At 65.3% G+C, this 11,565-nt stretch carries 13 protein-coding genes; 4 read left to right on the top strand and 9 right to left on the bottom strand.

The features are described 5' to 3' along the window. Positions 1-28: 28 nt before the first annotated feature. The 4 genes from BLIN9172_RS07915 to BLIN9172_RS18080 form a co-directional block, all read right to left on the bottom strand. Positions 29-1,360, bottom strand: a complete 1,332-nt coding sequence (locus tag BLIN9172_RS07915; RefSeq protein WP_101554557.1) for a glycosyltransferase family protein — start codon at positions 1,358-1,360, stop codon at positions 29-31. Between the two features lie 63 nt (positions 1,361-1,423). Then, positions 1,424-2,083 (bottom strand): response regulator transcription factor, encoded by a 660-nt coding sequence (locus BLIN9172_RS07910; protein WP_101554556.1) that lies wholly within the window; start codon positions 2,081-2,083, stop codon positions 1,424-1,426. Further along, positions 2,080-3,579, bottom strand: a complete 1,500-nt coding sequence (locus BLIN9172_RS07905; protein WP_240812224.1) for a sensor histidine kinase — start codon at positions 3,577-3,579, stop codon at positions 2,080-2,082. The genes BLIN9172_RS07910 and BLIN9172_RS07905 overlap by 4 nt, the downstream gene beginning before the upstream one ends. After that, positions 3,569-4,078 carry a hypothetical protein gene (locus tag BLIN9172_RS18080; protein WP_180956952.1) on the bottom strand — a complete coding sequence of 170 codons (510 nt, stop codon included), beginning with the start codon at positions 4,076-4,078 and terminating at the stop codon, positions 3,569-3,571. Before BLIN9172_RS18080 ends, BLIN9172_RS07905 begins: the two co-directional genes overlap by 11 nt. A 129-nt stretch (positions 4,079-4,207) precedes the next feature. Here BLIN9172_RS18080 and BLIN9172_RS07895 point away from each other — a divergent pair, with 129 nt between their 5' ends. Then, the gene (locus BLIN9172_RS07895) at positions 4,208-5,038 is read left to right on the top strand and encodes a DedA family protein (protein WP_101554554.1); all 831 of its coding nucleotides are present in this window, start codon (positions 4,208-4,210) and stop codon (positions 5,036-5,038) included. A gap of 3 nt (positions 5,039-5,041) precedes the next feature. On the opposite strand, the gene BLIN9172_RS07890 is transcribed toward BLIN9172_RS07895, so the two are convergent. The 3 genes from BLIN9172_RS07890 to BLIN9172_RS07880 are packed head-to-tail and all read right to left on the bottom strand — an operon-like array spanning position 5,042 to position 6,500. Beyond that, entirely contained in the window at positions 5,042-5,902 is an 861-nt protein-coding gene (locus tag BLIN9172_RS07890) for a shikimate dehydrogenase (protein WP_101554553.1), read from the bottom strand. Then, on the bottom strand, positions 5,899-6,351 hold the full coding sequence (gene aroQ, locus BLIN9172_RS07885; protein ID WP_101554552.1) for a type II 3-dehydroquinate dehydratase: 453 nt from the start codon (positions 6,349-6,351) through the stop codon (positions 5,899-5,901). Before aroQ ends, BLIN9172_RS07890 begins: the two co-directional genes overlap by 4 nt. Positions 6,352-6,353: 2 nt before the next feature. Beyond that, positions 6,354-6,500, bottom strand: a complete 147-nt coding sequence (locus BLIN9172_RS07880) for a hypothetical protein (RefSeq protein ID WP_180956953.1) — start codon at positions 6,498-6,500, stop codon at positions 6,354-6,356. 36 nt (positions 6,501-6,536) lie between these two features. Between BLIN9172_RS07880 and BLIN9172_RS07875 the strand changes: the two genes are divergently transcribed. Together BLIN9172_RS07875 and BLIN9172_RS07870 are read left to right on the top strand one after the other, a co-directional pair. Further along, positions 6,537-6,908 (top strand): MFS transporter, encoded by a 372-nt coding sequence (locus BLIN9172_RS07875; protein WP_240812226.1) that lies wholly within the window; start codon positions 6,537-6,539, stop codon positions 6,906-6,908. Continuing rightward, positions 6,905-8,872, top strand: coding sequence for a bifunctional sugar phosphate isomerase/epimerase/4-hydroxyphenylpyruvate dioxygenase family protein (locus BLIN9172_RS07870; RefSeq protein WP_101554551.1), 1,968 nt, complete (start codon positions 6,905-6,907; stop codon positions 8,870-8,872). Before BLIN9172_RS07875 ends, BLIN9172_RS07870 begins: the two co-directional genes overlap by 4 nt. A gap of 24 nt (positions 8,873-8,896) precedes the next feature. On the opposite strand, the gene BLIN9172_RS07865 is transcribed toward BLIN9172_RS07870, so the two are convergent. Continuing rightward, complete coding sequence (locus BLIN9172_RS07865) at positions 8,897-9,694, bottom strand: DUF8548 family protein (protein ID WP_101554550.1); 798 nt, start codon at positions 9,692-9,694, stop codon at positions 8,897-8,899. A 203-nt stretch (positions 9,695-9,897) separates the two neighbouring features. On the opposite strand from BLIN9172_RS07865, the gene BLIN9172_RS07860 reads away from it, so the two are divergent. Continuing rightward, positions 9,898-10,215, top strand: a complete 318-nt coding sequence (locus BLIN9172_RS07860) for an XRE family transcriptional regulator (RefSeq protein WP_180956951.1) — start codon at positions 9,898-9,900, stop codon at positions 10,213-10,215. Between the two features lie 212 nt (positions 10,216-10,427). On the opposite strand, the gene gap is transcribed toward BLIN9172_RS07860, so the two are convergent. Continuing rightward, positions 10,428-11,423, bottom strand: coding sequence for a type I glyceraldehyde-3-phosphate dehydrogenase (gene gap, locus BLIN9172_RS07855; RefSeq protein WP_101554549.1), 996 nt, complete (start codon positions 11,421-11,423; stop codon positions 10,428-10,430). Positions 11,424-11,565 lie beyond the last annotated feature (142 nt).

Genomic DNA, 11,565 nt, shown 5'->3' with positions numbered 1-11,565 from the left:
TGCCGGCGTCGAAATGGTGTGTGTCTGTTCAGACAGCATGGCTGGTCTCCTCCAAGGTGATGGGCAGACGGGCGGATGAGGCTGTGCCGCGAGGCGCGGTCGGTCGGTGCCCCGCTGTCGGTGCGGCTTCGGGGACAAAGGCCGGCGCCTCGGCGCGGGCATCAGCGATGAGCTCGGCCGCCAGGCGAGGCACGGTGGTCAGACCCGAGAGGTCGATATGGGAGCGATCGGTGGGACGTCCGACCCGGCCGGCGAACCATTCGCTGAGCACCTCGGCGTCGAGGCTGTCGATCGTGTGGGCATCGACCGCGCCGGCAGCGACGAGGGCGAATGCCCGTCTGGGCTGCTCGGCCCGGTGTCCCTTGCGTGGGACGACGAGTGCCGGAGTGTCGGTGGCCATCAGTTCGGCCAGAGTGTTGTACCCGCCCATGCACACGACCGCCTCGGCGGAGGCGACGAGTCCGGGGATGTCTTGGTGGTGGCGGATGACGGTGGTGGTCGCACCGGCGCGCACACGCAGTCGGTCGAACTCCTCGGTGTCCATCTGCGGACCGGTGACGATGAGGTGACGGTGACCATCGGGCGGTTGTGCGTCGACGGCGATGGAGGCGAGGCTGCCGCCGTCGGATCCCCCGCCGAGGCAGGTGAGGACGAAACGCTGGGATCCGACCCCTGGAGACTCGGTCCCGGCCGACCCGACGCGCGCCGCCTCGACTCCCTCAGGAAGGGCACCGCCGTCATCGGGACGGTCCTGGGACAGGTAGCCGGTGGTGACGGCCCTGGCCGCCAAGGTCGCGGGAACTTCGCCGGTGGACCGGGGATCGTAGACGTCCGGGTCACCGTAGATCCAGACTTCATCGAAGGCATCGGCCACGCGTGCGGGTCCTCCGACCTTCTCCCATTCAGCGTCGATGACCGACGGGGTGTCAAGGACTTCGCGCAGACCGAGGACCGTACGGCAGCCGTGGCCGCGGACCTGGTCGATGGCCTCGGCGAGTTCGCCGCCGATGCCGAAGGGATGCCGGTCGACGATGAACAGCTCGGGCCGCTGCTGGTCGAGGATCGCGGAGACCGCCGCCGCCCGCAGCGCCCGCAGCCCCTGCATCGAGGAGGCGAGCGCCCGTGGGACATAGCCGCCGGGTGCGGGAGTGACTCCGGGCAGGATGACCCAGTCCCAGCCATCGGGCAGGTCGAATCGCGCGGCCTCGGGGCTGCTGGCGATGAGCAGACCGGAGACCTCACGGCCGGTCAGTGCCGGCAGGTCCCGGGCCAGCGCAAAAGCCAGTGCCCGGTTGCGGCGGATGTGGCCCAGTCCCAGCGAGTCGTGGGAGAACAGTGCGACTCTCAAGCGTCTTCTCATACATCTCAGCTTGTCGGCTGTGCTTAAGATGAAGTTAAGACGCGGATGAGAAAGATCTTAGGTTCAGTCCACGCGGTATCCGAAGCCCCTCACGGTAGTGACGAAATCGGAGCCGAGTTTCTTGCGCAGGTACCCGATATAGACGTCGACGACGTTCGAGCCGGGGTCGAAGTCGAATCCCCACACATGGGAGAGCAGCTGTCCGCGGGAGAGGACGTTGCCGCGGTTGCGCAGCAGGATCTCGGCCAGGGACAGTTCCCGAGCGGAGAGCTCGACGAGACGGTCTTTGACCCACACCTGTCTCTTGAGCAGGTCGATGCGCACCTCGTCGCGAATGAGCTCCGTGACCTCCTGCTCCTGCGGACTCTCCTTGAGCCGCAGACGGACCCGAGCCAGCAGTTCCGCGAACCGGAAGGGCTTGATCATATAGTCGACCGCCCCTGACTCGAGGGCATAGATCGTGTCGTCCGGGTTGTCCCGGGCGGTGAGCACGAGCACCGGCAGTTCGGGTCGTCGCTCGCGCAGATGTCTCAGCACGCTGAATCCGTCGAGTCCGGGCAGACCGATGTCGAGGATGACGAGTGCGAAGTCTCCCGTCAAGGCCAAGTCTCGCCCGGTGAGGCCGTCGGCGGCGGTCTGCGGACCGAATCCGGCGGCGGTCAGGCCCTTCGAGATGAAGGCGGAGATCCGCTGTTCGTCCTCGATCACGAGAATGCTCTTCACTTCTGTCCTTTCGGCAGGATCATGCGGAACTGTGCACCGATGGTGGTCGGGTCGAGCACGACCGTGCCTCCGTGCGCCTCGGCGATGGCCGTGATGATTGACAACCCCAGCCCGAAGCCGGCCCCGTCGGTCGACCGGCGGCAGAAACGATCGAAGATGTCCTCGGCGATCTCGTCGGGCACGCCCTTGCCTTCGTCGCGGACCCAGATGTGCACGGATTCGGAGTCGTCGCGGGCACCGAAGACGATCACCTGACCGTCCTCGGTGTGCTCGACGGCATTGGACGCCAGCTGGAGAAGCGCCTGTGTCAGGCGCTGTCTGTCTCCGTGGAAACTCAGCGTTTCGGGCACCTCGAGGCCCCACTCCCGATCTCCCAGTCCTTTGGCCTTCGCCAAGGAATCGGACACGACCACAGTGAGATCCACCTCGGCGAAACGCACGAAATCAGGGCGTCGGGCACGGGCCAGCAGGAGCAGCTCTTCGACGAGGCGGCCCATCCGATCCGTCTCATCGAGCAGCATCGCCCGCGTCTCCTCGACGTCGCTGACGTCCTCCGCGTTCATCGTCTCCAGATGACCGCCGAGGATGGTCAGCGGGGTGCGCAGCTCATGCCCGACATCGTCGAGGAACCGCCGCTGAGCTTCGAAAGCCGCCTCGAGACGGTCGAGCATGTCATTGAAGGTGTGCCCGAGTTCGGCAATGTCGTCATGGCCCTTCGTCTTCAGGCGACTGCTGAGGTCACCGCCGGAGATCGACTGTGCGGTCCGCCTCAGCTCGGTCACCGGTGACAGCAGCCGTCGCGCCAGAAGTGAGGAGAGACCGGCGATGAGCAGGGTGGCGGCGAGCGCGACGACGACATAGATCTGCATGATCTGCACGAGGTCGGCGTGGCTGGCCGAGACGTTGTGGACGACGACGAAGGCTCCCGCCCCGTTCGTCGCGGCCGCTCCGCCCGCGACTTCGCCGACGCCCTTCGTCCGGGTCGTCGAGTCGGTGGGCGCGGTCTGGGTGTCCGTGGTCGTGGCGGCTCCCGCCTCGGCGCCGGTGATGGGCAGAACGAAGCCTTCGTACTCGACGTCGCCGACGGTCAGGCGGACCTCCCCGCCTTTCTCGGCCGCACCAGCCACGGCCTTCTCGAAGGCGCTCGAACTGCCGAGGAGGTCCTCCGGTTCGCCCTGATAGAGCACTCTGCCGTCGGTGAGGAAGGCGAAGAGCACCTCGTCTTCGTCCGGCCTGTTCTGGGCGAGGAAGTTGCTGAGGATCTCATCGACGGAGGTGAACGGTTTGCCTGTCTGCGGATCGATCCCGTTCTCGGAGAACGTTCGCATCTCGTCGATCTCTTGGGACATCGAGGCGGTGATTCGGCCGGAGACGTTGTTCGACTCCACGGTGTAGAGGATGAGGCCGACGATGGAGAGAGTGAGGACGGACAGCACGGCGACGGTGATGGTCAGGCGGTTCTGAACGGTCAGCCCGACGCGCCGTTCAGTCGTCATCGTCGTCCCCGTCATCGCCGTCATCGTCGCCGTCGTCGCCGTCGTCGCCGTCGTCGCCGTCGTCGCCGTCGTCGTCGCCGTCGTCGCCGTCGTCGCCGTCGTCGCCGTCGTCGCCGTCGTCGCCGTCGTCGCCGTCGTCGTCGTCGTCCCCGCCGCCGGGGACTTCGCGAGGCGGGTTCGGCACCGGTTCGTAGGAGTGCTCGATCTCCTGCGGGTCCTTCGAGTCCGCATCTCCGGACTCGCTGCCCTCCGATGCGCGGCCGTCGGCGGCGCTGCTATCAGATGCGCTGCCGTTGGAGTCTGCCTCGACAGAGCTGTCGGCATCGGCTTCGGAATTCTTCGGCTCGGAGGTCTCCGTCGGTTCGGGGGTGACTTCCACCGGGCTGAGATCCGGCGGTTCTGATTGGGTGGTGTTGCGCACGATGAGCACGGTCAGCAGTGCGAGCATGACGACGAGACCGGCCACAACCCCGCCGAGGATCTTCGATCGTCCACCCATACCGTCCACATTGCCCAAGGCCCGCGGCAAAGTCGAGCCGGAGGCGATGAGAGTCTTCTTAAGCGGGATGTTCGGGCGCCTGTGATACCGTAAGCGCCGACCGCCCCGACGACCCGCAGGAGCCCACCGATGAGCGACGATCGCGCGGACCGCGACGAGGCAGAGCCCGTATCCGCAGACTCCTCATCGACGACGTCCGAGCCCACCGAGCCGGACACCGGTTCCGCATGGACAGACGGTTCCGCGACTACCGAGCCGGATGCCGGCTCCGAGACTGACCCCAAGGAGAATCCGTGGGCGGCGATCAAACCCTGGCAGGGCAAGGCTGCCGGCCTCGACAAGCTGCTGCTGTTCATCATCATCGGCGTCCCGCTCATCTACCTCGGCCTCATGCCGCTGCGACCGTGGATGCTCGTCCATGCTCCGGTCGTCCAGGAATTCATCAACGGCGCGAAGACCTCGATCGTCGCTGCCGCCGCCTATGCCCGGGTCGGTGAGATTCCGCTGTGGCTGGTCGTCGTCGCAGGCTTCGTCGGCATGGCCAAACTCGATTGGGCGTTCTGGCTGGCCGGTCGCCGCTGGGGCGACGGTGTGCTGCGGCTCTTCGCGCAGAACGAGCGCCAGCTCAAACGCATCAACCAGCTGAAGAAGATCCCGAGCTGGGCGCTGTTCCTCATGACGCTGATCTCGCGTTGCCCGGGTATCCCGGGCACCCTCGTCTATCTCGTCGCGGGATGGACGCGGATGCGGCTGTCGCTGTTCCTCGTCGCCGACCTCCTCGGCTGCCTCATCTTCACTCTCATCTGGACATTCCTGGGCTATCAGCTCGGAGAGGCCGCCGTCGACATCCTCAAGGTCATCGACAAGTACGCCCTGTGGCTGACCTTGGCCCTCATCGTCGGTATCTTCGCCATCAGCTTCTTCAAGGAATACCGCAAGCAGAAGAAGGAACAGGTCTGAGCATCAGGCTCCGAAGGACAGGAAAGTCTCGCGCATACGCTGCGGGTTCGCCTTCCGGCCGCTGAAGAGCTCGAACGCGTCGATGGCCTGATTGACCGCCATCCCCGATCCGTCGAGCGTGCGGTAGCCCTTCGCCCTGGCTTCGGCGAGCAGCTGCGTCTCGAGCGGGAAGTACACGACATCGGCCACCCAGGTCTCCGATCCGAATGCCGAGGTGTCGACCGAGGTTCCCGGGTACGCCTTCATCCCCACCGGGGTGGCGTTGACGATCCCCTGCGCCGAGGCGGCCGCCCCTCCCAGCTCATCGAGTCCGATCGCTCTCGCCCGGGTTCCGACCGACGTCGCTGCGCCGATGTCCGCGGCCAGTCCTTCGGCACGCTGCACATCCATGTCGGCGATGACGAGGTCGCCGATCCCGAGTTCGGCGAGGGCGAACCCGACCGCACGGCCGGCTCCACCCGCACCGATCTGCACGACCGCCTCGGTGGCGGCACCGTCCAATCCGGCACGGAAACCGGCAGCGAACCCGGTGACGTCGGTGTTGTATCCGGTCGTCCGGCCGGCGCTGTCGATGACGACGGTGTTGACCGAATTGATGCGGGCGGCCACCGGATCGACCTCATCGATGAGGCCGATGACCTGCTGCTTGAACGGGTGGGTGATGTTGAGTCCGTCGAAGCCGAGCCGGACCGCGCCGGCGAGCAGCTCCTCGAGTCCCACCTCGGCGAGGCGGGGTGTGCCGATGTCGATGGTGCGGTAGATCGTGGGGATGGAGTGCGCGGCTCCTTCGTTCTCATGCATCCGCGGGGTGCGGGAGGCGGAGATGCCGTCGCCGATGAGGCCGAGGAGGAGGGTTGAGGTCATAGTCTCGCTTTCGCGTTCGTGAGGTGGTCGATGAGGATCTCGACCGCGTGGACGTAGCCCTGTGCGCCGGCTCCGGCGATGACGGCTGCGGCCACGGGTGAGAGGTAGGAGTGGTGGCGCACGGCTTCCCGGGCATGCGGGTTGCTCAGGTGCACCTCGATGATCGGGTGGTCGTAGGATTTCAGCGCATCGTGCAGAGCCAGGGAGGTGTGCGTGTATGCTCCGGCGTTGATGATCGCACCGATCGTGGAGTGCCGGGCGGCGTGGACGGCGTCGATGAGCCCGCCCTCATGGTTGCTCTGGATGCAGCGTACGCCGAGCCCCGCCTCGGCGGCGGTGTCGGCGCACATGTCCTCGATATCGGCCAAGGTGGTGCGGCCGTAGATCTCCGGTTCGCGTTCCCCGAGAAGGTTGAGGTTGGGGCCGTTGAGGATGAGGATCTCAGGCATTGTCACCTCGGGAATCGGGCGGCGATGGATGCCGCGGTCTCGGTCAGTTGGGGGACGAATTCGATGAGCGCGTCGAGGCTGCTGCGGAAGACCGGTGCGGCGAGAGCGAGCGAGGCCAACAGTGTGCCGTCGAGGTCGAAGACGGGCACGGCCAGGGCACCGGGGCCGTCGGGTCGGGTCTGATGATGTTCCCGTACCTGGGTGCGGTTTCGGCCGGGAACTGGCCGCTCATTTTCGTCTTCGGCGCCATCATGTCCGGCTGTGCGTACTCGCTGGCCAACTCCATCTGGCCCTCGTTCTACGCCGAGATGTTCCCGACGACGGCACGCGTGACAGGTCTGGCCCTGGGCACTCAGGTCGGCTTCGCGGTCTCCGGCGGTCTGGCTCCGGTCCTCGCGTCCGCTGTCGCCGGCGCCGGAGGAGAGAATTGGGTCTCGGGGGCCGCATTCACCGCGGGTGTCTGCATCGTCGTCGGCCTGGTCGCCATGACGGCGAAGGAGACGAAGGGACTGAGTCTGGAAGAGATCGATGTCGTCCACGAGGAAAGGTCACGATGAGAACCTCGATTGCCACCGTGTGTCTGTCCGGCACGCTTGAGGAGAAGCTGCAGGCTGCCGCGACGGCCGGGTTCGACGGAGTCGAGATCTTCGAGCAGGATCTCATCGTCTCGCCCAGTTCCCCCGAGGTGATCGCCGGACTGGCTGCAGAACTCGGGTTGAGTCTTGATCTCTATCAGCCCTTCCGCGATTTCGAAGGCGTCGAGGACGAGCTGTTCGCCGCCAACCTGGCCCGCGCCGAGGCGAAGTTCCAGCTGATGAAGCGGCTCGGCATGACCACGATGCTGCTGTGCTCGAACGTCGCCACCGCAACCGTCGACGATGATCAGGTCGTCGTCGATCAGCTGCGCCGCCTCGGCGATCTGGCCGAGAGATACGGCATCGACGTCGCCTACGAGGCGCTGGCCTGGGGGCGGTTCGTCTCCGAATACGATCGCGCCTGGGACCTCGTCAAGGCCGCCGATCATCCGCGCATCGGCACCTGCCTGGACAGCTTCCACATCCTCTCCCGTGACACGGACCTGTCACGCATCGCCGAGATCCCGGGAGAGAAGATCTTCTTCCTCCAGCTCGCCGATGCCCCGGCCCTGTCGATGGACGTGCTCAGCTGGTCCCGTCACCACCGAGTCTTCCCCGGCGAAGGCTCGTGGGATCTCACCGACTTCCTCGCTCGCGTCGCTGGGACCGGTTATGCCGGACCGGTGTCGCTCGAGGTCTTCAACGATTCCTTCCGGCAGGCCGACACTCAGCGCACCGCTGTCGACGGACTGCGTTCCCTGCGGTGGCTCGAAGCCAACGTGTCGGCTGCCAGTGGGGCCAAGGCATCTGCCGCTGGTGAGGCCGAGGCGCCCGGTGCTGGGCCGGAAAGCAATCGCGCGCGGCTGAGTCTGCGCCCTCTGCCCCAGGTCTCGGAGCCTCGCGGCATCGACTACGTCGAACTGAGCACCGATGATCTGGGCGCGCTCACCCGGCAGCTCCACCAGCTCGGCTTCCGGTTCGTCGGCTTCCATCGCACGAAACCGCATGTGCAGCTGTGGCGACGCGGTCAGGCTCGAATCGTCGTCACCGAACCCACCAGTCGGCACGACGAATCCACCGCCGTGACCATCGACAGCACCGACCCGGCTGACGAAGCCGCCGCCGTGGCAGCAGACTCCCCCGGATCCGGAACATTCCTGCGCGGCATCGGCTTCGCCGTCGACGATGCCGACGCCGCAATGGAACGTGCGCTCTTGCTCTCGGCTACCGAAGTCCCCCGCGATCAGGCACACGACGAAGAGGTGCTGCGTGGAGTCTTCGCGCCCGACGGATCGGAGGTCTTCTTCGGTGACGGAAACGGCGTGGATCCGCAGTGGACCGACGAGTTCGGCACCGTCCCGGACGAGCGGCAGTCGGCGATCGACCACATCAACCTCGCTCAGCCTGCTCATCACTACGACGAAGCAGTGCTTTTCTACACCTCCCTGCTCGCCCTGACCGCTCTGCCGTCCCAGGACGTGCCGAGCCCCTCCGGTCTTGTGCGCTCCCAAGTGATGTCGAGTGCCGATGGGGCAGTGAGGATGCCGCTCAACGTCTCTCCCGACCACAGCCCCAACCCCCTGAGCCGAGGCGCCGGCTCACCCGCAGAGACCTACCCGGAGCATGTGGCTATCGTCTGCGATGACATCTTCACTGCCGCAATGGCCGCGGTCGCTCGTGGTTTGAAGTTCCTGGCAGTGCCGCAGAACTACTATGAGGACCTTGCCGCGCGCTTCGACCTCGAACCTGAGCTGCTTGGCCGGCTGCGTGAGCACAATATCCTCTACGACCGTGACGACCGGGGCGAGTTCCTCCATTTCTATACGTCGACGATCGGTTCGGTCTTCTTCGAGATGGTTGAGCGCCGAGGAGATTACCAGGGCTACGGTGCCCCGAACGCGCCGGTGCGGCTGGCCGCTCAGCACCGGCGCAATACGGAGAGTTGAGCCGAGCGCACCGCTCGACACGGTTCAGACGGGTCTGCTCACCAGCGGTTCCGGACAGAACTCCCAGACCGCACCGGACGTCTCAGGCCCTTCAACTGGACCGCTGACCGGTAGCAGGTCCTCGTCCTTGAGCTGTGAGAGGATGCGACCGTGTGAGGCCTGCCACACGATCCTTTCGACGGTCGGCACCTCGGCATCGAGCACGCGGGCGACCGCGTCGATCTCAGCGTGCACGTAGTCGACGGTGAGATCGGCTGCGGGATCGGCCACCTCGGCGAGGTATCCGACCACCTTGTGGTCGACTTCGAAATGGGTGGACCCGGCGAGCATCAACAGGTGGAGCCAGGTGATGCCCGAGCTCTGGCTGGGCAGAGCTCGCCACCCCTTCGACACGTCGCTGGAGAACGCAATGCTGCCGACTCCCTCACCGACCGCCTCCCGCAGATCACCGACATCATCGATTCCATGGTCGGCCATGACTCGGACGGCGCTGTCGACGACCTCAGCCTTGAGAACTGCCCCGGGGCGGGTACTGGCCGGTTTGAGGTTGCAGATCACCTCCCGCGCCCATACGTCCGCCCCTCCAGCCGCGGCGATCGAATAGCGAAGCGATTTCGCACCGTCACTGCTCCCGTGTCGGGCGATGTACCGGGCGACGATGTTATCCACCGCTGTCGGGTGGGAGCCCGTCGAATAGATCGCGTCAAGAATGCACAGAGCGAGGCTACTCGGGTAGCTCGGTGTCATCGCCTGACCGAAGTCGCCGAGGAACTCTCCGCACCTCTGCGCCAATCGAGCGACGCTGTTGGTCGTGATCATCATTGTTCTGACCTTCCGTCATGCGCCGCACCTTGCGACGCGATGCCGCCGACTCCGATGTCGGAAGCTTGAGGAGAACACTAGACACCGGCACTGACACAACATGCTCGGTCATGAATCGAACATATATATAATCCGCTCCCACCTGCGAAATGTCTCAGGCGACTGGCCTTGGCAGGCATGGTGGGCTCTGGCATGGTGGAGCCATGAGCACAGCAGAGATCATCATCGACGGCCCCCTGGCACGCGCATCGCGGATCCTCTGCCAGGTGTCAGCCAAGCATGTGGCAGACAAGGCTGAGATCAAGAAGTCCGAACTCAAGGACTACGAGAAGGGAATCGCGGACATCACCGCCGAGCAGGAACGTCGCCTCATCCTCGCCCTCGAGGAGTATGGTGCACGGTTCATTCCCGACGGCGCAGAGGGTGGCTACGGCGTCCGTCTGAAGTTCAGCCGCGCGAAAGTCCGCGCGATCGAACGCTGGGAAGACGAAGGCGGCACCCCCGGCTCCGATGACGTCTGAGCCCTCCGCGGAAGGATGCTGAGTGTCCAGGCGTCGTCAGTGAAGATCCGGCGGCTGAGTCATCACAAGGGCGGCTGAGTCATCACAAGGCTGTGGCCTCGAATCTGCATTGAGCAGATTCGAGGCCACAGTTGCATCCGTTGGCATCGAGGGACCACCTCGGCGCCGAAATGTCGCCGGCGTCGAGCGCCGGGAAACATCAGCGGGGAACGTCAGTCCTTGCCGATGAACTCGAGGTTGTCGACGACACGATTGGAGAAGCCCCACTCGTTGTCGTACCAGGCAACGACCTTGACGTGGTTGCCGACGACGCGGGTGAGCGCGGAGTCGAAGATCGACGAAGCGGGCTGACCGACGATATCAGAGGAGACGATGGGCTCGTCCTCGTACTCGAGGATGCCTTTGAGTTCGCCCTCCGAGGCCTTCTTGTAGGCGTCGAGCACCTCGTCGCGGGTGACCTCGCGGGACACGGTCGTGTTGATCTCGACGATCGAGCCGACCGGGACGGGAACGCGGATGGCGTCGCCGGACAGCTTTCCGTCGAGCTGCGGGAGGACGAGGCCGATGGCCTTGGCCGCACCCGTCGAAGTGGGGATGATGTTCTCGGCAGCGGCACGGGCACGACGGGGGTCCTTGTGCGGGCCGTCCTGAACCATCTGGTCACCGGTGTAGGCGTGGACGGTGGTCATGAAGCCCTGCTCGATTCCGGCGAGGTCATCGAGGACCTTGGCCAGCGGAGCCAGGGCGTTCGTCGTGCACGAGGCGTTGGAGATGACGGTGTGCTCGGGCTTGTACGCCTCGCTGTTCACACCATAGGCGAGGGTGACGTCGGCACCCTTCGAGGGAGCGGAGACGAGGACCTTCTTCGCGCCGGCAGTGATGTGGGCGCTGGCCTTGTCGGCCTTGGTGAAGCGGCCGGTCGATTCGAGGGCGATGTCGATGCCGAGCTCGCCCCAGGGCAGCTTGGCCGGATCCTTCTCGGCGAAGACTTTGATGGTCTTGCCGTCGATGATGAGGGAATCCTCGGTGGCCTCGACGTCGTGATTGAAGCGTCCGAGGGTGGTGTCGAACTTCAGCAGCCGAGCGAGATCGTCGACGGCGCCGAGGTCGTTGATGGCCACGACCTCGAGCTCGCTGCCGCGCTCGATCAGGGCCCGCAGGGTGCTGCGTCCGATGCGACCGAAACCATTGATGGCGATGCGAGTCAATGTCACTCCTTGTACATGTTGGACACGGGATTCGTCTTGATATCTCCATCATGGGCGACTTCCACGCGTGACAACAGTGGCCAGACAGTCAATCTGCGCAAGGTTTTCGCCAGTCGTATTGCCAGATGCCGAAAGTTTCTGG

Origin of the sequence: Brevibacterium linens ATCC 9172 (genome assembly GCF_900169165.1) — a bacterium.
In the GTDB taxonomy this organism is placed as follows: Bacteria; Actinomycetota; Actinomycetes; order Actinomycetales; family Brevibacteriaceae; genus Brevibacterium; species Brevibacterium linens.
The sequence above is the reverse complement of the archived record's forward strand: the minus strand, read 5'-3'. Positions and strand labels throughout refer to the sequence as shown.